Annotated in this window: 21 protein-coding genes; 10 read left to right on the top strand and 11 right to left on the bottom strand. The window is 69.5% G+C overall.

What is annotated here, in order from left to right:
• Positions 1 to 8 precede the first annotated feature (8 nt).
• The 9 genes from ACIBF5_RS18455 to ACIBF5_RS18415 form a co-directional block, all read right to left on the bottom strand.
• Complete coding sequence (locus ACIBF5_RS18455; protein ID WP_396813071.1) at positions 9 to 890, bottom strand: ABC transporter permease; 882 nt, start codon at positions 888 to 890, stop codon at positions 9 to 11.
• Positions 880 to 1,695, bottom strand: coding sequence for an ABC transporter ATP-binding protein (locus tag ACIBF5_RS18450; protein ID WP_396813069.1), 816 nt, complete (start codon positions 1,693 to 1,695; stop codon positions 880 to 882). The genes ACIBF5_RS18455 and ACIBF5_RS18450 overlap by 11 nt, the downstream gene beginning before the upstream one ends.
• Positions 1,692 to 2,750 carry an ABC transporter substrate-binding protein gene (locus ACIBF5_RS18445; RefSeq protein ID WP_396813222.1) on the bottom strand — a complete coding sequence of 353 codons (1,059 nt, stop codon included), beginning with the start codon at positions 2,748 to 2,750 and terminating at the stop codon, positions 1,692 to 1,694. The genes ACIBF5_RS18450 and ACIBF5_RS18445 overlap by 4 nt, the downstream gene beginning before the upstream one ends.
• A gap of 98 nt (positions 2,751 to 2,848) precedes the next feature.
• Positions 2,849 to 3,337, bottom strand: coding sequence for a flavin reductase family protein (locus ACIBF5_RS18440; RefSeq protein ID WP_396813067.1), 489 nt, complete (start codon positions 3,335 to 3,337; stop codon positions 2,849 to 2,851).
• Positions 3,338 to 3,361: 24 nt separating this feature from the next.
• Positions 3,362 to 4,498 (bottom strand): LLM class flavin-dependent oxidoreductase, encoded by a 1,137-nt coding sequence (locus tag ACIBF5_RS18435; RefSeq protein ID WP_396813066.1) that lies wholly within the window; start codon positions 4,496 to 4,498, stop codon positions 3,362 to 3,364.
• A gap of 3 nt (positions 4,499 to 4,501) precedes the next feature.
• Positions 4,502 to 5,587, bottom strand: coding sequence for an LLM class flavin-dependent oxidoreductase (locus tag ACIBF5_RS18430; protein ID WP_396813064.1), 1,086 nt, complete (start codon positions 5,585 to 5,587; stop codon positions 4,502 to 4,504).
• Positions 5,584 to 6,960 (bottom strand): NtaA/DmoA family FMN-dependent monooxygenase, encoded by a 1,377-nt coding sequence (locus ACIBF5_RS18425; protein ID WP_396813063.1) that lies wholly within the window; start codon positions 6,958 to 6,960, stop codon positions 5,584 to 5,586. The genes ACIBF5_RS18430 and ACIBF5_RS18425 overlap by 4 nt, the downstream gene beginning before the upstream one ends.
• Positions 6,957 to 8,201 carry an LLM class flavin-dependent oxidoreductase gene (locus tag ACIBF5_RS18420; protein ID WP_396813061.1) on the bottom strand — a complete coding sequence of 415 codons (1,245 nt, stop codon included), beginning with the start codon at positions 8,199 to 8,201 and terminating at the stop codon, positions 6,957 to 6,959. The genes ACIBF5_RS18425 and ACIBF5_RS18420 overlap by 4 nt, the downstream gene beginning before the upstream one ends.
• A 108-nt stretch (positions 8,202 to 8,309) precedes the next feature.
• Positions 8,310 to 8,432, bottom strand: a complete 123-nt coding sequence (locus ACIBF5_RS18415) for a putative leader peptide (RefSeq protein WP_396813059.1) — start codon at positions 8,430 to 8,432, stop codon at positions 8,310 to 8,312.
• A gap of 633 nt (positions 8,433 to 9,065) precedes the next feature.
• Between ACIBF5_RS18415 and ACIBF5_RS18410 the strand changes: the two genes are divergently transcribed.
• From ACIBF5_RS18410 to ACIBF5_RS18385, 6 genes are all read left to right on the top strand, one after another.
• Complete coding sequence (locus tag ACIBF5_RS18410; RefSeq protein WP_396813058.1) at positions 9,066 to 10,691, top strand: ABC transporter substrate-binding protein; 1,626 nt, start codon at positions 9,066 to 9,068, stop codon at positions 10,689 to 10,691.
• A gap of 37 nt (positions 10,692 to 10,728) precedes the next feature.
• On the top strand, positions 10,729 to 11,691 hold the full coding sequence (locus ACIBF5_RS18405) for an ABC transporter permease (RefSeq protein ID WP_396813056.1): 963 nt from the start codon (positions 10,729 to 10,731) through the stop codon (positions 11,689 to 11,691).
• A complete protein-coding gene (locus ACIBF5_RS18400; protein ID WP_396813054.1) occupies positions 11,688 to 12,617 on the top strand; it encodes an ABC transporter permease in 930 nt (309 codons plus the stop codon). The genes ACIBF5_RS18405 and ACIBF5_RS18400 overlap by 4 nt, the downstream gene beginning before the upstream one ends.
• Positions 12,614 to 14,272, top strand: coding sequence for a dipeptide ABC transporter ATP-binding protein (locus tag ACIBF5_RS18395; protein ID WP_396813052.1), 1,659 nt, complete (start codon positions 12,614 to 12,616; stop codon positions 14,270 to 14,272). The genes ACIBF5_RS18400 and ACIBF5_RS18395 overlap by 4 nt, the downstream gene beginning before the upstream one ends.
• A 334-nt stretch (positions 14,273 to 14,606) precedes the next feature.
• The gene (locus ACIBF5_RS18390; RefSeq protein WP_396813050.1) at positions 14,607 to 15,122 is read left to right on the top strand and encodes a GNAT family N-acetyltransferase; all 516 of its coding nucleotides are present in this window, start codon (positions 14,607 to 14,609) and stop codon (positions 15,120 to 15,122) included.
• Positions 15,123 to 15,183: 61 nt separating this feature from the next.
• Complete coding sequence (locus ACIBF5_RS18385; protein WP_396813048.1) at positions 15,184 to 16,086, top strand: glutathione S-transferase C-terminal domain-containing protein; 903 nt, start codon at positions 15,184 to 15,186, stop codon at positions 16,084 to 16,086.
• Between the two features lie 14 nt (positions 16,087 to 16,100).
• Here the strand turns inward: ACIBF5_RS18385 and ACIBF5_RS18380 are convergent, their stop codons facing one another.
• Positions 16,101 to 17,372, bottom strand: a complete 1,272-nt coding sequence (locus ACIBF5_RS18380; RefSeq protein ID WP_396813046.1) for a low temperature requirement protein A — start codon at positions 17,370 to 17,372, stop codon at positions 16,101 to 16,103.
• 184 nt (positions 17,373 to 17,556) lie between these two features.
• Positions 17,557 to 18,117, bottom strand: coding sequence for a TetR family transcriptional regulator (locus ACIBF5_RS18375; RefSeq protein ID WP_396813044.1), 561 nt, complete (start codon positions 18,115 to 18,117; stop codon positions 17,557 to 17,559).
• Positions 18,118 to 18,214: 97 nt separating this feature from the next.
• Between ACIBF5_RS18375 and ACIBF5_RS18370 the strand changes: the two genes are divergently transcribed.
• From ACIBF5_RS18370 to ACIBF5_RS18355, 4 genes are all read left to right on the top strand, one after another.
• Positions 18,215 to 19,132 (top strand): oxidoreductase, encoded by a 918-nt coding sequence (locus ACIBF5_RS18370; RefSeq protein WP_396813042.1) that lies wholly within the window; start codon positions 18,215 to 18,217, stop codon positions 19,130 to 19,132.
• 248 nt (positions 19,133 to 19,380) lie between these two features.
• Entirely contained in the window at positions 19,381 to 21,240 is a 1,860-nt protein-coding gene (locus tag ACIBF5_RS18365) for an amidase (protein ID WP_396813040.1), read from the top strand.
• Positions 21,237 to 21,413: a hypothetical protein gene (locus tag ACIBF5_RS18360; protein ID WP_396813039.1), complete on the top strand. Its 177-nt coding sequence runs from the start codon at positions 21,237 to 21,239 to the stop codon at positions 21,411 to 21,413. Before ACIBF5_RS18365 ends, ACIBF5_RS18360 begins: the two co-directional genes overlap by 4 nt.
• Positions 21,414 to 21,561: 148 nt before the next feature.
• Positions 21,562 to 26,355 (top strand): DUF6531 domain-containing protein, encoded by a 4,794-nt coding sequence (locus ACIBF5_RS18355; protein ID WP_396813038.1) that lies wholly within the window; start codon positions 21,562 to 21,564, stop codon positions 26,353 to 26,355.
• Positions 26,356 to 26,366 lie beyond the last annotated feature (11 nt).

Here is a 26,366-nt window from a genome sequence, read left to right as displayed (position 1 = left end):
GTGTCGGTTTACCGGCGGGGTCGCAGGAGGCCCCACCGTCGCCGGATGGCCCGGTCCGCCGCCCCGAAGGCCGTGTCGACGAGCAGGCCCAGCACCAGGATCACGATCATGATCGCGATGAGCCGCTCCGCCTCGGAGAGTTCCCGGGCGTAGACGAGCTGCGCACCGATCGAGGTCTTCGTCGCGATCACCACCAGCAGTTCCCCCGCCATCAGGCTGCGCCAGGCAAAGGCCCAGCCCTGCTTGAGCCCGGCCACGATCGCCGGCAACGCGGCCGGCGCGATCACGTACCGGTAGAGGTTCAATCCCCTGGCACCGATGTTCTGACCGGCCCGTAACAGCAGCGGCGGAACGTAGTCGACGCCGTGGATGACGCCGTTGGCGATCGAGGGCGCGGCCCCCAGCACCACCACGAAGAAGATGGCCTCCTCGCTGAGCTGGAACAGGAGGATCGCCAGGGGGAACCAGGCGATCGACGGCATGGTCTGCAACGCGGTGATCATCGACCCCAGGGCCGCCCGCAGGATCCGGACCCGGGCAACCGCGAGCCCCAGCACGAGTCCGAAGGCGACGGCGGCGGCGAAGCCGACGACGGCGCGACGGGCGGTGGTTGCCAGTCCGTGCCAGAACAAGGGGTCGACCAGGTACGGCCCCAGGTCGCCGAAGACGGCGACGGGGCCGGGCAACGCCCACGGGTCCTTCCAGCCGGTCCAGACGACCACCTGCCAGATGCCGAGGGCGAGGCCGATCGCGGCCAACTTCGGCCAGGTGGAACTCCAGAGTCGGCGCGCCCTGCTCTCCACCTTCACCCCGTTGGCAATCGCCAACGCGTCCAGACCGGAAATCATCCCGGCCTCGGCCCGGACGCTCGTGGTGGTGTCACTGGCCATGGCGGCCCACCTCCGTCCGTAGCCGATCGGTAACCTCGGCGGCGATCGCGGCGACCTCGGGCGAGTCGATCCGTCGAGGTCTGGGCGCGGTCACCTGGGTCTCGTAGATGATCCGGCCGGGCCGGCTGGAGAGCAGCACGATCCGGTCGGCGAGCCGGGCTGCCTCCCGTACGTTGTGGGTGACGAAGAGAACGGTCAGCCGGCGCTCCGCCCAGATCCGCTCCAGTTCGTCGTGCAACAGGTCGCGGGTCATCGCGTCGAGGGCACCGAACGGCTCGTCCATGAGCAGCACCGGGGTGTCGAGGGCGAGTGTGCGGGCCAACGCCACCCGCTGTCGCATGCCGCCGGAGAGTTCGTGCGGACGTCGCCGGGCGAAGTCGCCCAGGCGTACCGTGTCGAGCAGTTCGGCGACCCGCTTGCGGCGCGAGTCCCGGGGCAGCCCGCGCAGCTTGAGCGGCATCTCGACGTTGGCCTCCACGGTGAGCCACGGAAAGAGCGCGGGCTCCTGGAACATGAGGCCCGGCGATCGTTGCCGGTGGGACGAGGCTGTCGGGGGCGACTGGGCCTGGTCGACGATCTCGATCCGGCCGCCACTGACCTGGTCGAGCCCGGCCACGAGGTTGAGCAGGGTGCTCTTGCCGCAGCCGGAGGCACCGACGAGGCAGACGAACTCGCCCGGCGCGACGTGGAGCGAGACCCGGTCCAGGGCGAGGACGGCGTTCTGGCCCGCGCCGTACACCTTGGTGACGCCGGTGAGCGCGACCGAGGTGGTCGCGCTCACCGGTGCCGTTGTCACGGAGGTCATGTCAGTGGGACCTCGGCCTTACCCTGCGCCTTGAGCACCTCGTTGAGGTAGGTCAGGTCGTAGAGGCCCTTGAGGTCGACCGGCTGGGTGAGTCCTACCGCGACGGCGTGGTCGAGCCCGGTCTTGAGTGACGACTCGATCGGGTCGTTGAGGAACTGCAGCGTCGGCCATGCCTGCTTGATCAGCTTGAGGTCGAGCGGCTTACCGGTGATCTTGCCGATGTGCTCGGAAATCGCCTGCTGTGCCTCGTCCGGCTTGGTGTTGACGAACTCGTTCGCCGCGACCTGCCCCTCGACCAGCCGCTTCACCACGTCCGGGTGGGCCTTGAGGAACTTGGTGCTGACGATCAGGTTGGTGATGACGAACTTCTTGTCCGGCCAGAGGTCGCGCTCGTCGACCAGGACCTTGCCACCCGCGTTGACCAGCCGGGAGACGAAGGGCTCCGGCACCCAGGCACCGTCGATGGCGGTGCCGAAGGTCTCGACGGTCTGCGCGTTCTCCTGCGGCACGATCGAGACGTCGCCGCCGCCCTCCTTGTTGGTGGTGAGGCCCTTCTCCTTGAGCCAGTAGCGGATCGCCACGTCCTGGGTGTTGCCCAGTTGAGGAGTCGCGATCTTCTTACCGCGCAGGTCCTCGACCGAGTTGATGCCCGCCTTGACAACCAGGGCCACGCCACCGGAGGCCGCGCCCGAGACCACCCGTACCGCCTCGCCCTTCGACTTCGAGTGGGCGTTGACGGTCGGGTTGGGACCGATGTACGTGGCGTCGAGCGCGCCGGAGAAAATCGCCTCGATGGCGGCGGGACCCGCGTTGAACGTCGCCGTCTCAAGCTTGACGTCGCCGCCCAGCTTCTCGGTGAAGATCCCCTTCTCCACCCCGACGACCGCGGACGCGTGGGTGATGTTGGGGAAGTAGCCGAGCCGGAGGGTCACCGGGCCGGAAGAACCGCCCTCGCCGTCATCTCCGCCGCAGGCAGCGGTGACGCCGAGCAGCGCCGGGGTCAGGACCGCGAGGGTGGCCAACCGGCCAAGCCGGCGGTACGGGGGACGTCTCATCATCATCCAATCCCAAGTTTTCCTACTCGTTTAGTAGGAAGAGTGGACTCAGGAACAGGATCGGTCAAGTGTCCGTTCGTACCACCGGAACCGGCCGGTCAACGCTCAAGACGGCGGAACTGGCTGGCGTGGAAGACCAACGGCGCGATGTTCGCGTCGCCGCCGAGGTCATGCACACGCAGCAGAACGATGTCGTGGTCACCGGCGGTGACCTGCTCGAACAGCGTGCAGTCCAGCCACGCGCTCGCGCCGTCGAGAAAAACCGCGTTGCGGTCGGAGACCCGCCAGTCCAGGGCCGCGAACCGATCGACGCCACGACTGCTCAGCTGCCGGCACGCCCGCTCCTGGTCAACACTGAGGACACTGATCCCGTACCCCTCGGCCGCCCGGAGAATCGGCCAGGTGGTCGAGGTGTGGGCGACACAGACGGAGACGATCGCCGGATCCAGCGAGACCGAGGTGAACGAACTCGCCACGAGCCCCACCGGCGCCCCGCCGACGAGGGCCGCGATGGCGACCACGCCGGTGGGAAAAGCGGAGAACACCCGGCGCAGCTCGCGCGGGTCGAGTGCCTGTCCCAAACTCATCCGTTCCTCCTCCTGAGCACGGAATCACCGCTGCCGGCGTTGCCACTCCTGCGCGAGCAACCGGTACGAACGCACCCGGTCGGCGTGGCCGTGGGTGACGGTGGTGACGACCAGTTCATCGGCACCGGTCGCGTCACGTAGTTGTTCGAGCTGATCGGCGACCTGCCCGGGAGTACCGACGAACTGGGTCTCGACCCGGTCGGCGACCAGCTCGCGGTCGGCATCGCTCCAGGAGTACGCACGCGCCTGCTCCGGAGTCGGGAAGGGAATCGCACCCTCGGCGGTGCGGATGCTGCGGACCCACAGGCCGTACCCGGAGGCCAGCTCTCTCGCCTCGACCTCGTCCTCGGCGACCACCACGTCACTGGAAACGGTGACGTACGGGCGCTCCAGCTCCGTCGACGGGCGGAAGGCCGCCCGGTAGCCCTCGACCGCCTCGATGACGGTGCCCGGGCTGACGTGGTAGTTGGCGGCGAAGCGCAGCCCGTTCGCGCCGGCGACGCTGGCGCTCTCACCCCCGCTGCTGCCCAGGATCCAGACCTGCACCCGGGCACCCTCCCCCGGCACCACATGGGCCTCCTCGCCCTCCGCCGACCGGTACGTTCCGGCCAGCAGGTCGAGCACGTCCGCCACCTGTTCCGAGTAGTCCTGCGGCTGCGCGCCGGGCAGTTGCAACAGCGACTTCTGCAACGCGAACCGCGGCGACCCGAGCAGATGGGCGAAGGAGAACCGGGGCGGGATCCGCAGACCGTTGGGTGCCCGCCCGTCCACCACCCCCACGCCTCCGGCGAGGACCGGCACCGGGTCCGTCTGGGTCGGACGTCCGCCGGACCGTCCCAGACCGAGATCGAGCCGCCCCGGATACAGCGCGTCGATCAGGCCGAACTCCTCGACCGCCGAGAGCGCCGTGCGGTGCCCCATCTGCACCGCGCCGGAGCCGAGCCGAATCGTCGAGGTCGCCGCGGCGGTCAACGCCAGCAGAACCGCCGGTGAGGTTCCGGCAACCCCCGGATTGAGGTGGTGCTCGGCGAACCAGTACCGGGCGTAGCCAAAACGTTCGGCCTGCTGGGCCAGGTCGATGCTGTTGCGGAGCGCCTCGGTGGCATTGGAGCCGGACGAGATCGGGACCAGGTCGAGCACGGCGAGCGGGGTGGGGGACATCGATCACTCTTTCAGCGCGGCGAGGACGGGTGGTGAGGCGGCCGGATCCCACTGCCACGGCGGGTCGGGAATCTCCCGGCGGAGTACCGGAGCAATGTCGGACTGGAACAGCTCCAGCGACCTGCGGTGCTGGAGGTCGCTCAGGCCGCCGGCGTCCGCGTGCAGGTGGATGACCTGGTGGCCGAGGGCCTCGTGGTAGCGATGCACCTTCTCGATGATCTGTTGCGGACTGCCGATCAACGCCGAGCTGCGCTCGACGAAATCCTCAAGGGTAGGAAAGACCGGATCGAGGCCGAGCCGCTTCTGGAACGCGAGTTGCCCTTCGAAGACGGGTCGGTAGGCGGCGATCGCGTCCTGGGAGTTGACGGCCGCGTAGTAACCGGCGGTGCCGGCACCGACCACGGCGGCGGCCGGGTCGTGGCCGTACTCGACCCACCGTTGCCGGTAGTAGCGGACCAGTTCGGCGTACGGCTCGATCGGGTTCGTGACGTTCGCGGAAAACAGCGGGTCTCCGTAGCGGGCCGCGAGGTCCACCGACTCCCTGCTGGTCGCGCTGCCGTGCCAGACCCGGATCGGTTGCTGGAGCGGGCGTGGCCACACCTGCGCCTCTCTCAGCTCCGGCCGGAACCTCGGTGTGGCGGTGACCCGCTCCTCCCGCCAGATCCGGCGAAACAGCTCGTAGCTTTCCGCGTTGCGTTCCCACTGGTCCTCGGGGGTGACGTGGAACAGCTCCCGCTGGGCCGCACCGTTGCCCTTGCCGATGATGAGTTCCAGCCGCCCGCCGGAGAGATGGTCGAGCGTCGCATAGTCCTCGTACGCCCGTACCGGGTCGAGCAGGCTCAGCGTGGTGACCGCGGTGAAGAGCCGGATGGTCGAGGTGAGCGCGGCGATGTGGCTGAGCACCACCGGCGGGGACGAGGAGATGAACGGCAGCTCGTGCCGCTCCCCCACGCCGAAACCGTCGAAGCCGAGCTGCTCGGCGAAGACCGCGTTCTCCACCACCTCACGGAAGCGGTCGGTCGTCGACTTCTTCCGCCCGGTCACCGGGTCCGGCCCGTGCACGATCAGCGTTATCGCCAGGAACCTCATGAGGGCACCGCGAACGCCCGCTCGGACAGGACGACGGGGGCGAGGCCGAGGTGGTCGCGGAGCGACTCACCCTCGTAGTCGGTACGGAACACCCCCCGTTCCTGGAGGATCGGTACGACGGTGTCGGCGAACCCGTCGAGCCCACCGGGAGTGACGTGCGGGACCAGGATGAAACCGTCACTGGCGTCGGCCTGGACCAACTCGTCGATGGCCGCCGCCACGGTGGCCGGCGCACCGACGAACGACTGGCGTCCGGTCACCTCGATGATCAGCTCACGGATCGACAGGTTCTTCGCCGCCGCCTGCTCCCGCCACTGCCGTGCGGTGGCGATCGGGTCACGGTACATACGCACGCTGGCACGCCCCCGGGCGATAGTGTTCTCACCGGTGTCCGGGTCGATCTCCGGCAACGGGCCGTCGGGGTCGTAACCGGAGAGGTCCCGGTTCCAGAGCTGCTCCAGGAACCTGATCGCGGTTTGGCCGCTGACCTGCTGGAGCCGTACCTCGTGGGCGAGTTCCTGGGCCTCGGCGTCGGTGTCCCCGAGGACGAACGTCGCCGCCGGCAGGATCAGCAGTTGGTCGTAGGTACGCCCATAGCGGGCGAGCCGCCCCTTCACGTCCGAGTAGAAGCGTTGCCCCTCGGTGAGGGTGGCGTGCCGGCTGAAGATGGCGTCGGCGCTGGATGCGGCGAACTCGCGTCCCTCCTCGGAGTCACCGGCCTGGAGGATGACGGGGCGTCCCTGTGGGCTTCGCGGGACGTTGAACCGGCCGGTGATGTCGAAATCCGGGTCCTGGTGCGCGAAGGAACCGGCCTGCGGATCGGCGAGGAAGACGCCACGGTCCTGGTCCGCGACGATCTCGTCGCCGCGCCAGGAGTCGAAGAGGCGCCAGGTCGCCCGCAGGAAGTTACGTGCCCGCCGGTAGCGGTGCTCCTGCTGGAGGAAGCCGCCGCGCCGGAAGTTCTCGCCGGTGAAGGCGTCCCAGGAGGTGACCACGTTCCAGCCGGCCCGGCCGGCGGAGAGGTGGTCGAGGCTGGCGAACTGTCGGGCGACCTCGTACGGCTCGTTGAAGGTCGAGTTGATCGTCCCGGCCAGGCCGAGTCGCTCGGTGACCGCCGCGAGCGCGGCGAGCACGGTGAAGGTGTCCGGCCGGCCGACCACGTCCAGGTCGTAGATCTGGTCGTTCTGCTCGCGCAGCCGCAGCCCTTCGGCAAGGAACAGGAAGTCGAACCTCGCCCGCTCCGCCGTGCGCGCGAAGTGGACGAAGGAGGCGAAGTCAATGTGGCTGCCGGCCTGCGGATCGCTCCAGACCGTGGTGTTGTTGACGCCGGGGAAATGGGCCGCGAGGTGGACCTGCTTGGCTGGTCTGCTCATGGTCGAGGGGATCCTTCCGCGAACGAATGCGGCGCTGCGGCGTCGGCGTATCGGTTGCCCGGTCGGTCGAGACCGAGCAGGCCGCGCAGGGTGTCGGCACCGTACGCGGCCCGGAACACCTGACGCCGACGCAGTTCCGGGACGAGTACCCGGGTGATCTGTTCAAGGTCGTACGGCACGGTCCCCGGGCGCAGCCGGAATCCGGTGAGCCCGGCCTGCTGCCAGTCCTGCAGAAGGTCCGCCAGTTCGGTCGCCGTGCCGACAAAGACCTTCGCGTCGCTCTGGTACGGGCCACCGGAGCGTTCGTCCAGGCGCGACTTGCGGGCCTCGGCCGCCGAGGTGGTGTCGTCGAGGAAGACGACCAGGTCACCGAAGAGGTGGACGGTCTGCCCGGACCGCCCGGCGACCGCCTGTTCGGCGCGTACCTCGCTGACGATCGCGCGGGCCTGGTCCCGGTCGTGTGGTGTCACGTATCCGAGGTCGGCCGACCGGGCGACGAGTCGGTAGGGAACGCTCTGGTGCGCCAGTGCGCTGACGACGGGTTGGCCCTGTGGCGGACGTGGGGTGATGGAGGGCCCCCGTACGCTGAACCACCGCCCCTCGAAGTCGATGTAGTGCAGCTTGTCGCGGTCGATAAAGCGCCCGGTCGCGACGTCGCGGATCTCGGCGTCGTCCTCCCAGCTGTCCCACAGCCGCCGTAGTACCTCGACGTACTCGGTTGCCTCGTCGAAGAGGTCGAGGAGCAACTGCCGGGCCGGTGCGGCTTCCAGATCGGCGAAGTCCACCGGTGCTATGTGGCGTCGCCCGAAGTGCGCGGCCTCGTCGGGCCGGGCCGACACCCGCACCTGCACGCCGGCCCGGCCGGTGGAGGCGTAGTCGAGGGTGGCGACCGCCTTGGCGAGGTGAAACGGCTCGGTGTGGGTGACCACCACGATCGGTACGAGTCCGATGTGGTGGGCCAGCGGTGCCACCCGCGCGGCGACCAGGACCGCGTCGAGTCGTCCGCGAACCTGGTCGGTTCGCTGGTCCGGCCCGGAGCGGTCGTACGACTGCGGTCCGAGCGAGTCCTCGATGGTGACGAAGTCGAGCAGCCCTCGTTCCGCCTCGGCCACCAGGTCGTACCAGTAGCGTGCGGTGAGAAGTTCTCTTGGCCGGGCCTGGGGCTCGCGCCACGCCGCGGGGTGCCAGCCCGCTCCGTCGAGGGCGACCGCCAGGTGCAGTAGGGGCGATGGGTCGGGCATAGCGATACTCCGCTTTCGGCTCGGAGGGGGCCATGGACCGGGTACGGCGCGGCCGACGTTCGGACACGGGGAGCCCGGGAGGGTGTGGAGTGGAAGCCTGGTGACAGGTCAGCGCGGACAGAGCGCGGCAGCGACGCGCTGCAGGTCGATGTGGCGACGGGTGACGAGGGCGACGACGTGGCATCGCGGCTCGCGGGTGGAGACGGCGGCCGGGCGTACGGGGGGCTGCATGGTCGTCACCTCCTGTGGGTGCGACAGCGGGGGCGGCATCGATCCCGCCGGCGCGATCACGTGGTTACGCCTGGACCACTAGATCCTTTCCGGAGACTACCCCCGTCGCCACGAAGCTGTCTATCCCTACAGGTTTAGTGGGCTTTCACATGACGAACGCCCTGGCGGCAGCCATTACGGCGCGGCCAGCACGTTCCGACAGGGCCTCCTCGGCACCCACGAGGCATCCAGCCAGGGCGATCCACGCCCGGCGTCCACCCGGCTCCCTGCGGAGATTCCCTACTTGACCAATAGGATTTGACTTGAATGCGGGAGCCTGGCTAACCTGATCTCCACAACGAGTGGAGACGATCCACCCACGGCGGGTTCCCCGTCCGCTCGTCACCTCTCGACAGACGCCGGGTCACCCGTGTGGCGGGGCCTCCCCCGTCCACTCCACGTCGACCACGGACCGGCTGACGTCCCGACCCGCGCCGCGGCACCGACGCCGCCGGCCACACAGGTCGCGGACCCCGCACCCCGTACACCCACCTGCCTGAGCAAGCGCCCCCTCATCGCCACCGGTTAGGAAGGGCCCCTTCCTATACAGAAACCGATAACAAGGGGCCCTTCCTTACCAGAAAGGGGAAGTTGATGAGATTGAGGTCGAGGCTCTTCTCCGTACCGTTGTCGGCTGCCGTCGTGACGGTGCTCGCGCTGACCAGCGCCTGTGGCGCTGGCGGCGCCGGGGCGGGAAACGCAAGCGGCGCCGCCGGGCCCGCCCGCTCCGGCGGGACGTTGACCTTCGCCGTCGGCTCCTACGCCGGCTGCGTGGACCCGCACCAGGTTGGCAGCAACGACACCATCTATTCGCTCCGCCAGATCGTCGACTCCCTGACCGACCAGGAGCCGGGCACCGGCAAGATAGTTCCCTGGCTGGCGGAGAGCTGGCAGATCAGCGCGGATGCGAAGACCTTCACCTTCCGGCTACGGCCGGGGGTCACGTTCAGCGACGGCACCCCGCTCAACGCCAAGGCCGTCAAGGACAACTTCGACGCCGTCCCGAAGCTGGGCGCCAAGGCCAGCCTCGCGATCGGCTACCTCAGCGGCTATGTCGGTACGACGGTCGTCGACGACCTCACCGCCGCGGTGTCGTTCGCCCAACCGAACGCGCAGTTCCTCCAGGCCACCTCGACCTTCTCCCTCGGCCTGGTCGCCGAGTCGGCCGTACGCAAGACGCCGGACCAGCGGTGCACCGACGGCGTGGTCGGCTCCGGTCCCTTCGTCCTCGACGGGTACGTGGCCAACCAGTCGATCACGCTGGTCAGGCGCAAGGGATACCAGTGGGGGTCTTCGTTGTGGCGCAAGCCCGGCGAGGCCTACCTGGACAAGGTCGTGTTCACCGTGGTCCCGGAGGCCGGGGTGCGTACGGGGAGCCTGACGTCGGGACAGGTGGACGCCATCGGCAGCGTCGGCCTGGCCGACGAGAGTGCGTTGAAGGCGGGCGGAAACGTCGACCTACAGGCGCGGGCGAACCCCGGGGTCGTGTTCAACCTGGGGCTCAACAACGCCCGGCCGCTGCTGCGGGAACTGTCGGTACGTCAGGCGATCCAGGTTGCGCTCAACCGCCAGGAGATCGTCGACACGGTCTACCCGACCGGCAGCAAACCGGCGACCAGCATCCTGGCGCACACCACCCCGTACCACAGTGATCTCGGCACCCAGCTCACGTTCGACCCGGCGAAGGCGAAGTCGCTGCTGGACGCGGCCGGGTGGCGGGTCGGGGCCGACGGCGTCCGCACCAAGGATGGCACCCGACTCAGCCTCTCCGTCGGCTGGTTCGCCAACGCCGCGACCAACCAGCCGTCGCTGGAGCTGGTCCAGCAGCAACTCAAGGCGGTCGGCGTGGAGATCACCCTGAAGGAACTCCAGATCGCGCAGATCACCCAGGTCCAGCAGTCGGGCGACTTCGACGCCCTCTGGGGGAACATCACCCGGGCGGACCCGGACATCCTGCGTAGCACTTACGCGACCACGCTGGCGAACACGTACCGCCTCGCGCCGGGCGAACTCGACACGATTCTGACCGGCCAGGCCGCGACCGTCGATCCGGCCAGCCGACAGGCGCTGGTCAGCCAGGCCCAGGAGTTGATCGTACGGAACGCCTACGTCATCCCGGTGGTGGAACTCACCACCGAACTCGGCGTCTCGACCCGGGTGCACGATCTCGACTTCGAGGCGTCGAGCCGGATCCAGTTGCACGACACCTGGAAGAGCTAGCCGCGGGTGTGGTGGGGACGGCGGAGAGGAACCGAGCATGGGTCGTTATGTCATACGTCGCCTGGTGCAGGCGGTCGCGGTGCTCTGGGCGGCGTACACGCTGTCGTTTCTCGTACTCGATTTCCTGCCCGGTGATCCGGTGTCGGCGATGGCCGGCGGGGGCCTCGACCAGGCCTCCGTCGACCCGGCACGGCTGGCGGAACTCCGTCGGGAGTACGGCTTCGACAAACCGCTGCTGGTCCGCTACCTCGACCACCTCGGCGACGCGGTACGCGGGGATTTCGGCAACTCGGTGGCGACCGGGCAGCCGGTGGCCTCGACGATCGGTGACGCTCTGCCGCAGACGTTGGCGCTGACCGGTGCCGCCCTGGTGCTGGCGGTCGTCCTCGGCACCGGACTGGCGCTGGCGGCGACGTACACCACCACGCGTGCGCTGCGTCAGACGTTGCTCTCCCTGCCCGCGCTGGGCGTGTCGCTGCCCACGTTCTGGGTGGGGCTGATGCTGGTCCAGCTCTTCTCCTTCCGATTCGGGCTGGTACCGGCGTTCGGCAATGACGGCGTCACCAGCCTGATCCTGCCCGCGGTCACCCTGGGCGTCCCGACCGGTGCGCTACTGGCGCAGGTGCTGGCGAAGAGTCTGCTCACCACTCTGGACGAGCAGTACGTGCAGACAGCGCGGGCGAAAGGGGCGGGACGGCTGCACATCCACCTGCACCATGCGCTGCGCAACGCCGCCCTGCCCGCGCTCACCATCGTCGGTCTGCTCGTGGGAAACCTGCTGGCCGGATCCGTGGTCGTGGAGACGGTCTTCTCCCGCAACGGCATCGGCCGGGCGACGGTCAGCGCGGTGACCGTACAGGACATCCCGGTGGTCCAGGGGGTCGTGGTCTTCGGCGCGCTGGTCTTCGTGCTCGCCAATCTCGTCGTGGATCTGGTCTATCCGCTGTTCGATCCGCGCATCGTCGTGGCGACGGCGACCCGGCAAAGGAGTCTCGTGTGAGTCAGACACTCGCCGGCGCGCCGGCGCTGCCAACGGGCACCGGCACCACCGCTGACAACCGGGTGGAGCCGCCCGAACGGCGTTCCCGGTACGGGCGGGACGCCCGCCGGCTGCTGCGGTTCCTGGTACGGCGCCCCGGACTGCTCCTCTCCGGCGTGGTCATCTCCCTGGTCGTGCTGGCCGCGTTCTGGCCGACGATCTTCACCGCGCGGGACCCGCTGCTCGGCGTGCCGTCCGACCGGTTCCACCCACCGAGCGGCCAACACTGGTTCGGCACCGACGAGCTCGGTCGGGACGTCTTCACCCGGGTGGTGCACGGGTCGGAACTCTCCCTGAAGGCAACCCTGATCGCGGTCGCGGTGGCGTTTGTCGTCGGCGGGGCGATCGGCCTGCTCGCCGGGTTCGTGGGCGGGTGGGTCGAGGACGTACTGATGCGGATGGTGGACGTACTGCTCGCCATCCCCGCGCTCTTCCTCTCACTCGCCCTGGTCACCGCACTGGGTTTCGGTACGGTCAAGGTCGCCGTCGCGGTCGGCGTCGCGAGCGTCGCCGGCTTCGCCCGGGTGATGCGTGCGGAGGTGCTACGGATCCGTCTCGCGACCTACGTCGAGGCGGCGCGTTCCTCCGGTGCGCGCTGGCACTCGGTGCTGCTGCGGCACGTTCTCCCCAACGCCATGGGACCGGTGCTGGTGCTGGCGACGCTCGACTTCGGCACCGCGATCCTGGCGGTGTCGTCGCTGAGCTTCCTCGGGTACGGCGCCGCCCCGCCCGCGCCGGAGTGGGGAACCCTGATCTCGACCGGACGCAACTACCTGGCGAACGCGTGGTGGCTCTCCACCCTGCCCGGTTTCGCGGTCGCGGCAACGGTGCTCGCCACCAACCGGGTCGCTCGGGCGCTGGACGGGGAGTGGGCGAGGCAGCGATGACCGTACGTGGTGGTGCCTCGGGGCCGGGCCCGGAGAATCTCCTTGAGGTACGCGGACTGTCGGTCTCGTACCGGTCACGGTCCGGGCCGGCATCGGCGGTCGCCGGGATCGACCTCGACATCGGCCCGGGTGAGGTGGTCGCGGTCGTGGGCGAGTCGGGTTCGGGGAAGAGTACGACCGCACACGCGATCGTCGGCCTGCTTCCGTCCGCCGGCCGGATTGACGCCGGCCGGATCCAGTTCGCCGGGCGTGACCTGGCCGCCCTCCCGGAGCGGGAGCTTCGCGCGGTGCGCGGCGCCCAGATCGGGCTCATCCCCCAGGATCCGGCGGTGTCCCTCAACCCGGTCAAGCGCGTCGGCGAGCAGGTCGCCGAGGTCCTGCGCCTGCACGGGCTCGCCGGGCGGCGGGCGGCGGCCCTGGAGGCGGTCGACCTGCTGCACCGGGCGGGGCTGACGGATCCGGCCACCCGGGCCCGGCAGTATCCGCACGAGCTCTCCGGCGGGATGCGGCAGCGGGTGCTGATCGCCATCGCGATCGCCGCGAGGCCGAAGCTGATCATCGCGGACGAGCCGACCAGCGCTCTCGACGTCACCGTCCAGCGGCTCATTCTCGACCACCTGCAGCGCCTGACCGAGGAACTCGGCACCGCCGTGCTGCTGGTGACGCACGACCTCGGGGTGGCGGCCGACCGGGCACGACGGATCGTGGTGATGTCACGCGGGCGTGTGGTGGAGACCGGACCGACCCGGGACGTACTCACCGCCCCGGCCGATGCCTACACCCGTCAACTGTTGCGCGACGCCCCGAGTCTGGCGGCCACCCGGGTCGCGCCCGCACCTGCGTCCAGGCCCGGGGCAACCCGCACGTCCGAGCCGCTCGTCACCGTAGAAGGGCTGGTCAAGGAGTTCGCGTTGCCCGGGGCGGTCGACGGTCGGCGCACCGTACGCGCGGTCGACGGGGTGAGCCTGACCCTCGACCGGCACGAGACCCTGGCACTCGTCGGCGAATCCGGCTCCGGGAAGTCGACCACCGCGCGACTGGTCCTACGGTTGATGGAACCTGACGCCGGCCGGATCGTCTTCGACGGCGAGGATGTGAGCCGGGTGCGGGCCGGTGCGTTACGTCGGCTGCGGCGGCGTGCCCAGCTGATCTACCAGAACCCGTACGCCTCGCTCGATCCCCGCTTCTCCATCGACGAGGTGATCGTCGAACCGCTACGTGCGTTCGGGATCGGCGACCGGGCGTCGCGTCGGGCCCGCGCCCGGGAGTTGGTGAACCGGGTCGCGCTGCCGGAGTCGGTGCTCGATCGCAAGCCCGCGGAACTCTCCGGCGGTCAACGTCAACGGGTCGCGGTCGCCCGGGCGCTCGCGCTCTCCCCGGACCTCGTCGTCTGCGACGAGCCGGTCTCCGCGCTGGATGTATCGGTGCAGGCACAGGTGCTCGAACTACTCGCGGAGTTGCAGGCCGAATCCGGTGTCGCCTACCTGTTCATCTCGCACGATCTCGCCGTGGTGCGACAGATCGCCCACCGGGTGGCGGTCATGAGGGCCGGACGGATCGTCGAGATCGGTCCCACCGCCGAACTCTTCGACCGGCCCGCACACCCCTACACCCGGGAGCTGCTCGCCGCCATTCCCGGCGGCGGGTACGCCTGACCTGCGCGGGCATCGGGCGCGATGGGATCGACCCGACTAACACTTTATATCCCACTCAACCCAGGGGACATAAGGAAGTGTTACCGCAGTTCAGAGGTCTTGTTGATGTAGTTGATGGCAACCGTACCAAGTGTGGACAGCCGTTGACACGACTCCCCGCACTGATCAATATCAGTGCGTGCGGCACCGTCGGGCACGGATCCACCACGGCCGAGTCCCCGCCGGCCGGGCGCTCCTCCTTCTTCCTGCCATCCCGGCGTCACGCCGCCGGTCACCGCGCGCCGACGGCTCTCGTACCACGGGCGCCGGCAGGCCCACACCAAGGAGACGACGGATGACCCCGTTACGACTGACCGTCCGGTACACCAGCCCCACCGACCCGGCGGCTCGACCGCTCGTGGACGGACTGACCCAGGAGTACCGCAGCCGCTACGGCCCGAACGAGGAGATGTCCCGCTACCCGGCGGCGGAATTCGCCCCGCCACACGGCGCGTTTCTCCTCCTACTCAAGCCGGACGACACGGCGGTGGCCGGCGGCGCCTTCCGGCGGTACGACCGCGAAACCGCCGAGATCAAGCGGGTCTGGACCCATCCGGAGCACCGCCGACAGGGGCTGGCCCGACGGGTGATACGCGAACTGGAAGCCGAAGCCACGCGCCGGGGATACCGTCGCATCTGGCTCACCACCGGTCCGCGTCAGCCCGAGGCGGAGTCGCTCTACCTGAATCTCGGCTACCACCCGCAGTACGACCTCGACGCCGGCCGCGCGACGCTGCCGTACCTGCCGTTCGAGACGTACCTGCCCTTCGAGACGTATCCGGATCCATGTGGACCCTTGCCTAGACCCTAAACCTACCTGCTAGATAGGATTTAGATCGGCAAGTACGCTCCGACCGCTCGGAGGTAGACCCGTGCCGAAACTCTCGTCCTTCAGTCGCCTGGCCAGCCCCGTCGACCCCGGAACCCACGGCGAATACCGGATCAACCGCCACCCCGACGATCGCCGCCCGCTCTACCGGTTCACCGAGCGCATCAACGAGAACAGCATCGCTGGCTTCACCCCCCGCGCGGGGCGGTACCACCTCTACGCGGGATGGTTCTGTCCCTGGTCACAACGGGTGCTCATCACCAGGGCCCTGGCGAACCTCGAAAACGTCGTCACCGTCTCCTACGTGGACAACGTACGCGACGGGCGCGGCTGGGCGTTCCGCGAACGCTACGGACCCGATCCGGTGAACGGGTTCACCCTGCTGCGTGAGGTGTACGAGGCGACCGAGGAGGGCTTCGACGGTCACGTATCCGTACCGACGCTCTGGGACCGTGCCACCGCCCGTGTGGTCAGCAACGACTTCAAGACCCTCGGCATCGACCTCGCCACCCGGTTCCACCACCTCGCCGAACCACTCGTGGACACCTATCCGCAGCGGCACCGTGACGAGATCGAGGCGCTGGACGACTGGCTCAACCCGGTCGTCAACCATGGTGTGATGGCAGCGAGCCGCCCGGGTCCGGAGGGGGCACGCGCCCGCACGGCGCTGCTCGACGCGTTCGCTCGACTCGACGAACGGTTGGCGACCCGCCGATATCTGATCGGCTCGACCCTGACCGAGGCCGACGTCCGGCTCTGGGTGACGCTGGTCCGGTACGACGTGGGCCCCAACGCCCATCGTGCGATCAACCCGGGGCTGGTGGAATACCCGCACCTCTGGGCGTACGCCCGGAGTCTCTACACGGTGCCCGCCTTCCGCGACACCACCGACTTCACCACCTTCACCCTTCCCGGCGCCCACGTCCCCGACTGGCACGCGCCGTAAGGAAGGGCCCCTTGTTATCGCTTTCTGTATAGGAAGGGCCCCTTCCTCACACGCCGCCAGCCGGTGCGCCGCCAGCCAGCACGCCGCCAGCCGGTGCGCCGACGAGCGGCGACGCCGGGCACGGTCCCGCTGCGTCGCTCCCGGGTACTCAAGGCGTCTGCCAGCACGATCGCGAACAGCACGGCCACGACGACGGCGGAGACCGCGACCGGAGGCAGGAAGAGCATTCCGGGCGCCATGGCGACCAGGACACACGTACCGACCACCCAGGGATGGGCCACGTGCACGAAGACCTCGTGGCCGAGCAGCGTACGGCCGAGGAGGAAGAGCACCGGGCCGCCGATGATCACCGCGATCCAGCTCTCCTGCATCGGGCCGTACGGATGCTTGATGATCAGTTCGTCAGCGACGGTGGTGAGGACCACGCCGGCCACCATGACCAGGTGTGCGTACCCGGCCCATTTGGTCTCCCGACCGGGGTCGGCGGAGCCGGTGATGGCGTTGCCCAGCTTCTCCCGGGTCCGGTAGAAGTAGATCCACCAGAGCAGCACGGTGGTGGCGAACGCGGTGACGAAAGCGGCGACACGCTGCGAACCGTAGTCGCTGCTCCGGAAGGTCCGGGCGGTGATCACGATGGTTTCGCCGAGCGCGATGATGATGAACTGCCGATATCGTTCGGCCAGGTGTTCGCCGGCGAGGTTCCACTCCCAGGCGGGCGAGCGTCCGAGCCACGGGGTCGGCCAACGGAGCATCGGTCCGAGGTAGTCCAGAGCCAGCGCCAGCGTCCAGAGCAGCACACGTTCGCCGCCGGGGGAGAACGCGCCGGCGAACCAGAGCGCGCCGGACATGCCGAACCAGAAGAGGCCGCGCAACGGCCGGTTGCGCAGCCGGTGGCGGCGCAGGATCACCGCGAGTACGAGGCTGCGGCCGAGGTGGATGCCGACGTACGCGGAGGCGAAGAGCGGGCCACGACCGTCGAACGCGTCCGGCACCGCGGTCGACATCACCAGGCTGCCGAACATGATCGCGATGACGAGCAGTTGCACGGCGGGCCGGCTCGAATCGAGCGTGTCGGTGGCGAGATTGGTGTACGACCAGACCCACCAGGTGGCGAGCAGCAGGATCAGCGCCTCGTACGCGCCGAGTGGGTGCAGGTCGTGGATCAGCGCCTCGGCGAGCCGGGCCAGCATGAAGACGAAAACCAGATCGTAGAAGAGTTCGACGGCCGTGGCCCGCTGCGGCTGATCCGGGTCACGAATCAGTCCGACATACCTGTCCGTCGTCATGCGCCGCCCGTTTCCATACCTCCGCCCGCGTCCGGGCCACCGCCCAGGTCCGGGCCGCCGGCTCGCGCGTGAAGCGCCCGCGTCGAGCAACTGCCGTCACGGAGCCAGTCGTACCACGAGGCGGCGGCGGTGATCCTGGAATCAGCGTGACGGACTCGGCCGGCGGTAGCCGAGCGCGGGCCAGTCAGGCGACGACCAGGCGGCGAACCGCGTCCACGATCGTCGCGCGCCTGTTCGCTTCGGGTACCAGGTCCAGGAAGTCGGCGCCCTGGAGCTGCCACATGTTCGCGAGGTTGAGCACCAGGGCAAGGATCTGCCCGGCGGCGAACCGGTCGGTCACGGCCCCGCGACGCTGGGCCTCCGCCACCATGTCGATCTTCTCCTTCATCGCCGCCGAGGTGGACGCCCGGTTGCCGGCGGAGGCGCCGCGTTCCAGCTCGTACCAGCCGATGAAACGCATCACCTGGGGATGGCCCAGGCCGGCGTCGTAGAGACGTCCCGCGTATTCACCCAGGTCGTCGGCGTCGATGGGGACTCCGGTGACCACCTGCTCGACGATCGCGTCGAAGACGGCCTCGAACAGCCCCTCCTTGTTCTCGTAGAACGAGTAGACAAGCCCGGCGCTGATTCCGGCCCGCTTGGCGAGGCGGTCGACGCGCGCACCGGCCAGGCCGTACGCGGCGAACTCCGCCAGTGCCGCCTCAAGCAGGCGTCGGCGCTTGGTCTCGGGATCACGCGTGGTCATGCCGTCAAGGGTGCCTACTGAACGTTCATTTGACAAGTCTGACCGAACGCGGATACGGTCGAGTTACTGAATGAATGTTCACTACCAAGGAGGCGTCATGGCCACCCGCATCCACTGGACCCCGGCGGCGATCCCCGACCAGACCGGTCGCACCGCTCTCATCACCGGAGCCAACAGCGGAATCGGTCTGGAGACGGCACGGGTGCTCGCCAGCCACGGAGCCCGGGTGATCCTCGCCGGCCGGAGCCGGGCCAGGCTCGACGAGGCGACGGTGACGCTCCGCGCCGACCTGCCCCAGGCGGATCTTGACACGCTCCTGCTGGACCTCGGCGACCTCGCCTCGATCCGGGCCGCGGCCGAGCGGGTGGCCGCGGCGGGAACCCTCGACCTGCTGATCAACAACGCCGGCGTCATGAACATCCCCGAACGGCGGAGGACCCGGGACGGGTTCGAGCTGACCGTCGGCACCAACCACCTCGGTCACTTCGCTCTCACCGCCCAGGTCATGCCCGCGCTACGGCGCTCCCCCTCGGCCCGGGTGGTCACCGTCAGCGCGATCGCGGCGAAGTGGCCCAGCGGGGCACTGACCGACCTGATGAGCGAGGAGCGCTACCGGCCCATGGGCGCGTACGCGAAATCCAAACGCGCCAACGTCGTCTTCACCCGGGAACTGGCCCGGCGCCTCGCCGGCACCACCATCGACGCCGTCGTGATCCACCCCGGCGCGGCCATGACCAACCTGCAACAGCACACCCGGGGGCCGGTCGCCCGGGCCCTGACCGGGGTGATGGAGAGGTTCCTGATGGGCTCCCCCGAGGGCGCCGCCTGGCCCAGCCTGTACGCCGCGACCAGCCCCGACGTCCGCAGCGGCGACTTCATCGGCCCGGCCGCCCGCAACCAGACCTCGGGCACCCCGAAACGGGTCTCCCTGCCCCGGGGAGCCGATGACCGGACCGAGGGCGAACGGCTCTGGGCCACCAGCGAGCGCCTCACCGGCGTACCGTTCGCGATCTGACCCCAGCTCACCACCGACGGACTCCCACGCCGCGACGCAGACCGGGTAGGAGACGCGTCGTGGCGACGACGACGTGCCGTCCACCCGGGACCGACGTGGCGCGGCGGCCGGGGTTTACCGAGCCGAAAAGAGATCGAAAACGCCCGGCATCGACGGCGTTGCAAGGATCTTGACTGGCTGCCAGCCGGCAGCCGGCGGGCATCTCGGCATGGTGCCCATTCCTGCCCCAAGACAGGAGCCGCCAGCACATGACCGACAAGCTCGCCACCTCTTCCACACCTCCCCGCCCGGAAAACGCCCCAAATCCTGCACTGCGCCGACGGACGTTCCTCGGCGGCGGCGCCGCTGTCGCCGGCGCGACCGCAGCCACCCTCGTCCTGGCCGAGCCCGCGGCGGCCACCCAGGACGGCTCGGCGCAACTGCTCGCCTCACTCCCCTCGGCGCGGGACATCCCGCGCCGGGCCAGGATCGTCGACTACGAGATCGCCGAGCTGATCGTGCTGCTCCGCGCACGGAAGCTCACCTCGGTCGAGCTGACCCGGGCCTACCTGGAACGCATCGACCGGTTCAACGGTCCGTTCGAGACCTACGGCGACAACGGCGCATACAACGCGTTCGTGCGGATCGACCGGAGCGGCGCGCTCGCCCAGGCCGCCACCGCGGACAAGCTGCTCCGCAAGGGATCACACGCCTCAGTGCCGCCGCTGTGCGGCATCCCGTTCGGCATCAAGGACTCGGTCGGCGTACGCGGACTGGAGGCCAAGAACGGCACCCACGCGTACGACGGCAACGTGGCGTACCGCGACGCCACGGTGGTCGCCAAGTTACGCGCGCAGGGCGCGGTCATCATCGGTCACACCATCGCCTCGGCGTTCTCCGGCTCCATCTCCGGCACCTTCGCCGGCAACGCCTGGAACCCGCGCTTCGTCCCGGGCGGGTCGAGCCAGGGATCGGGTGTCGCCACCTCCGCCCGGTTGGCGGCGGCCACCATCGGCGAGGAAACCGGCGGATCGATCATGATGCCTGCCTCGGCCAACGGTGCCAGCGCCATCAAGCCCTCGCTCGGTCTCGTCTCGACCGCCGGCGTGATGCCCCTCTCCCCTGGTTACGACGTACTCGGCCCGATCGCCCGATCGGTACGGGACGCCTCGCTGGTCCTGACCGCGATCCTCGGCCCCGACCCCGCTCCCGACCCGCTGACGCTCTCCGCCCCGAACCCGTTCCCCACCCTCCCGGTCGCCGCGCGCAAGGGCAGGTACCCGCTGGCCGGCGTGACCATCGGCATCCCGCAGACGGACTGGATGACCGCCGGCGGTACCGGCACTCCGCCGGCCGAGACCTACGACGCCGACTACCGGGCGGCATTCGAGCGGTTCAAACGGGAACTCGCCGGTCTCGGGGCACGGGTGAGAGAGTTTCCCGGCCTGGACGTCACCGTGCCGGAGAACGACCCGTACTTCCGCACCACGGACCGGCTGCCGGTGCCGGTGGGCAACCCGGTGTCGCCGGCGACCGCGGTGCTGTCCCCCAACCGGTACGAGATCCGCTACTGGCAGGCGGTGCAGGTCTTCGCCGACACCCACCCGGCGAACGCCGAGGCGCTGCGCCGGCAGTTCGGCGACCTCGCGACGGCGGCGGCCACCGCCGGTTCGATCCCGGCGGCAGTCAGGGACGAGGGTGAACGCCGCCGCCGTACGCTCCAGGCCAACTACCAGCGCGCGTTGGACGAGTCCGGCGTCGACTTCATGCTGGTACTGCCGATCGGGGCGCGGATCGGTCCACGGTTCGGCGGCACCCAACTGCCGAACTACCGCACGTTCTACCAGCTACCGAACGCGTTGACCTGGCCGATGGTGTCGTTCCCGATCGGATACGACCGCACCGAAGGACTGCCGATCAACGCTGCCTTCTGGGGGCCCCGTTTCTCCGAGCCGGCACTGGTGCAGGCCGCGATCGACTACCAGGACCGCTATTCCGCCTACCACCGGGCGGCGCCTCCGGACCCGACCTTCGACACGCGGCGTGGGCGGCCACCGGGCCCTTCGGAGGAGGTCGTACCACCGGAGCTGTCGAATGACCCGCTGGTGGCCGAGGAGGCGTGGACATGACGACCGGACCGTTCCTGACCGTGGAGTGGCAGCCACTGCTCAACGCCGGCCTACCGTTACGCGAGCCGGACGACGAACCGGCCGCGATCCTCACCGTCGGGTGGGGACCCAAGCTGGGTACGAGTTACTACGCCCACGGCGACGACCTTCCCGAGGAGCCACCGAGCCACTGACACCCACTCCTCGACACTCATCACACGGACGTACGCGGGGATCGGTTCACCCAGGTGAACCGGTTCCTCGCCGGCTACGTGTTCGAGGCGGCTCCCGGCACGCGCCACCGCTGCGGGAGTAACCAGACCGTGTGGTGGGGAGGTCGTCATGACGCGTCCGGGGGATGCCGAGTGGTCGGTGTTGCAGCTCGATTCGGATCCGGTGCCGGGGGATCCGGAATCTTTCGACGAGATCACGGCCGCGTACCAGGAATTGGCCCGTACCACGCAGGAGGCGCATGACCTGCTCGCCTCCGGGTCACAGGTCGACGTGGGTCAGGGCAAGGCGATGGAGGCATTCCGCGACCTGATCGGGAAGCTGCCCGGCCGGCTGGACACGATGGCCCACTCCTACAGCCAGGCGGCCGACGCCTACCTGCGGTACCTGCCCTCGCTACAGGAAGCGCAGTCGATGTCGCTGCGGGCGCTGGAGCAGGCCCGGCAGGCGTCCCAGGACCAGGGCTCGTCCCAGGCCGCGTTGGCGTTGGCGCAGGCGGCGGTGCTGGCCCTCGGTGGTGACACGGCGGCGGATCCGGCCGCGACCGACGCGGCCAACGACGACGTGGCGGCGGCCCGCAACCGGCAGGACCAGGCACAGCAGGCGCTGGACCAGGCCAAGGCGATACTGGGCCAGGCGACCGCGTTGCGTGACCAGGCGGCTCGTACGGCCGCCCAGGTGCTGCGTCAGTTGGCGAAGGACGCACCGCAGCGGTCGATCTGGGAGAAGATCGCGGAGGCGTTCCAGGCGTTCGTGGACTTCCTGCGCAGCACCGTGATCGAGTGGATCACCACGGTGCTGGACGTGCTCTCCGCGATCGCCTCGTTCATCTTCCCTCCGTTGGGACAGGCGATCGGGCTACTCTCCGGCGCAATCGACTTCGCCAGCGCACTGGCCGGCGGGGACGCGGGTGAGATCGCCATGGCCGGTGCCGGCATCGCACTCGGCCTGGTGCCGGGCGGCCGGCTGGTCGGCCGGGTGATGAAGTTCGCCGCCAAGGGCGGCAAGCTGCTGTCGGGCGGCGCCAAGGACGGCATCGCGGCCGGTATCAAGGGGCTCGACGCCGGTGGCGGGAAGACGATCGGTGGTGCTCTGAACGGGCGCGGCGGTGCGGGCACCGGTATCGGCGCCAACCGGCCGCCCGTACCCAGGGACTCCTCGGTCTCGCTGGACATCCGCGACTGTGTCACCGACCCGGTCGACGTCGTCACCGGCGAGATGGTGCTCGCCCAAACCGACCTGGAGTTGCCGGCACCGCTGCCGATGCTGATGACCCGGACGCACGTGTCGTCGTACCGGGCCGGCGGGTGGTTCGGACCGTCCTGGGCGTCGACCTTCGACGAGCGACTGGAATTCGACGCCGAGGGCGTCTGCTACTTCTCGCCCGACGGCATGATCCTGGTATACCCACCGGCGCCGGCGGGCGAACCGGCGCTGCCGGTCGAGGGCCCGCGCTGGCCGCTGACGATCGCCGGGGACGGCTCCGCCGAACTCACCGACCCGCTGCTCGGCCGGACCACCCACTTCCGGGTCTCCGGCGCGATCGGGCTCCTCTCGGCGGTCACCGACGCCCTCGGCAACCGGTTCGAGGTCGACCGGGATGACCGGGGCGTTCCGACCCTGGTACGCCACCCGTCCGGCCGGTCGCTCTCGGTGCGTACGGAGGCGGGTCGGATCACCGCGCTGCACCTGGTCGACGGGGCCGGGGCGCCGGGCGCGCTGGTCGCCTCGTACGGCTACGACGACCGGCGCCGGCTCGTCGAGGTGTCCAACCCCTCCGGCGAGCCGATGCGGTTCGGTTACGACGACGAGCGGATCACCGGCTGGCGGGACCGTAACGGGGTCGGCTACCGGTACACGTACGACGCCGACGGGCGGTGCGTACGGACCGAGGGCGACGGCGGCTTCCTCAGCGCCACGCTCGCCTACGACCGTGAGGGACGGTTCACCACGTACACCGACTCCCTCGGCAACGTCACCGTCTACCGCCTCGACGAACTGCGGCACGTGGCGAGCGAGACCGATCCGCTGGGCAACACCACCCGCTTCGAGTGGGGTCCGTACAACCGGCTGATGGCGCGGGTCGACGCACTGGGCCGGATCACCCGTTACACGTACGACGAGGTGGGGCGGCTGGAGACGGTGGTCCGACCGGATGGCAGCGTGGTCGGCACCACCTCGCGCGGCGACGCGATGACGATCGTGGTGGAGGACGGGGACCGGCTCTTCTCCCGCCACTACGAGGAGGCGCCGGACCCGAACGCCACGACCGTCGGTGTGGCCGAGCCGTTCGACTACGACCGCCTCGGGGAGGACGAACCAGTCGTGGACGGCACCGCCGCCGGCCGGCGGGTCTCCCGGACCAACGCCTGGGGACGGCCCGAGCAGGTGCGGTACGACAACGAGGGCAACCCGGTCGAGCGGGTCGACGCCACCGGCCAGGTGAGCCGTACCGAGTACGGCCCCTTCGGCCTGGTCCTGGCGACGGTCGACGCGACCGGAGCGCGGACCGGCTACGAGTACGACACCGAGCTGCGACTGACCGGGGTGACCGACCCGAGGGGCCTGGTCTGGCGGTACGTGCACGACGCGGCCGGGCGACTGGTCGAGGAGACCGACTTCAACGGGCGGGTGCTGCGGTTCGCCTACGACGCCGCCGGGCAACTGGTCCGGTCGACGAACGCGCTCGGTGAGACCACCGAGTACGAACACGACCTGCTCGGCAACGTGGTCGAACGGCGTACCGTCTCGGGGACCACCGCCTACCGCTACGACCCGGTCGGCAACCTGGTCTGGGCCGCCAACGAGGACGCTGTCGTGATCATCGAACGGGACGAGTTCGGCCGGGTCACCGCCTCGACCACGAACGGGCGCACGCTCGCGTTCACCTACGACGACGAGGACCGGGCGTGTCGCCGTCGTACGCCGTCCGGGGCGGAGAGCGTCTGGTCGTACGACGCGTTCGGTCATCCGGTGTCGTTGCGGACCGCCGGGCACACCACCAGCTTCCGCCGGGACGGGCGTGGCCGGGAGTTGGACCGCAGCGTCGACGGTCGGGTGCTGCTGCGGCAGACGTTCGCCGCCGGTGACCTGCTGACCGAGCAGGTGGTTCCCGGTGGCCGCACCCGGCGCTTCGACTACCGGGCTGACGGGGCGCTCGTCGGTATCCACGACGACCGGGCCGGTCGCGTCGAGTTCGAGCTGGACCCGACCGGGCGGGTGGTCGGCGTCCAGGGCCCCGGGCACGCGGAGAGCTACCGGTACGACCCGGTGGGCAACCTGATCTCGGCGAACGTGGGCGGCTCCGCGAACGTGGGCGGCTCCGCGTACTCCGGCGAGCTGCGCTACGACGGTGGCCTGGTCACCGAGGCCGGCGCCGTGCGGTACGCGTATGACCGGCAGGGGCGGATGACAGGTCGGACGGTGACCGATGCGGTGACCGGGGAACGGACCTGGCGGTTCGGCTGGGACGCGCACGACCGCCTGGTCGAGGTGTCGACCCCGGACGGTGACCGGTGGCGTTACCTCTACGACCCGCTGGGGCGGCGGATCGCCAAGCGGCGCTTCTCGCCGCAGGACCCGGGGATCCCGGTGGAGCAGGTCGACTTCGTCTGGGACGGAACGCTCCTGGTCGAGGAGGTCCACACCGATGCCGAGGGACGCGCCCGGGTGACCACCTGGGAGCACCACCCGGAGCAGCGGCACCCGGTGGCCCAGTCGGTCCGCCCCGACCAGGAGCAGGTCGACCGCCACTTCTACTCGATCGTGACTGATCTGGTGGGAACCCCGACCGAACTGGTCGACACCGACGGCGAGCTGGTCTGGCAGGGCCGCAGCTCGCTCTGGGGTGCGCCGTTGACCGGGTCCGTCGCCGACGCCCGGGACCCGATGCCGTTGCGCTTCCCGGGGCAGTATCTGGACCCGGAGTCCGGCCTGCACTACAACGTCTACCGCTACTACGACCCGGTCAGTGGCCGGTACGTGAGCCAGGACCCGCTCGGGCTCGCTCCGGCACCGGATCCGGCCGCGTACGTGGCCAACCCGTACCGGGAGGCGGACCCACTGGGTCTGACCAAGTCCAAGACGACTCCGTGTGCGACCGGCGGCGCCGGTGGGAGCGGCGGCGGCAAGAAGAACAAGCGCCCCGGCGGCGGCAACGACGCGGGCAACGCCACCGCGTCCGGCTCCGGTTCTGGTTCCGGGTCCGGCAACAAGGACTTCGTCGAGGTCGGCGAACATGACGGCGTGGTGGTCAAGGTGGACTCGCACCAGAACAAGCACCACATCAACCCGGTCTTCTCCGGGGAGTTGAAGCCGTACACGGGTGGGCGGGGCGAGAAGTTCCCGCCCCAGGTGGATGCCGAGTGGCACCAGAAGTACTTCCCCAAGCAGGTCGCCAAGATCGTCAACGAGGACGTCGCCAACAAGCGCGAACGGGTCGCCCCGCTGCGCGAGAACGCGGAGGAGCTGCGTACGGCGAGCGACACGGCGGGCCGTAAGGCGGACCTGGACGAGGCGAAGGCCGCCAACGCCGAGAGCTGGGCGAAGCGGAATCCCGACGACAGCTATGGGAAGAAGACGGCCGACCAGTTCCGCAAGGACGCGATCGCCTCCCGCAAGGACGCCGACGCGGCGGGAGACTCCTTCCACAAGGCGGACCGGGACGCCCGGAAACTGGAGGACGAGCTGAACGGCAACTCCCAGTTCAGCCCGTCGAAGGACACCCAGGACGACGGGGTCAAGTACGACATCAGCGCGTTCTACGACCCGCAGACCGACAGGTTCAACGCCACCTGGCACGGCAACCCGAACATCGGCGGGAACTACACCGCCGACGACTGGTGGCGGGACAGCGGGAAGAAGATCCAGAAGGAGTACGGACTCAACGGCGTCACCCCGAGGTAGCGCTCTCCCTG

The sequence above is a fragment of the Micromonospora sp. NPDC050417 genome (genome assembly GCF_044458865.1).
Lineage (GTDB): Bacteria > Actinomycetota > Actinomycetes > Mycobacteriales > Micromonosporaceae > Micromonospora_G.
This window is presented reverse-complemented; position numbering and strand designations above follow the sequence as displayed.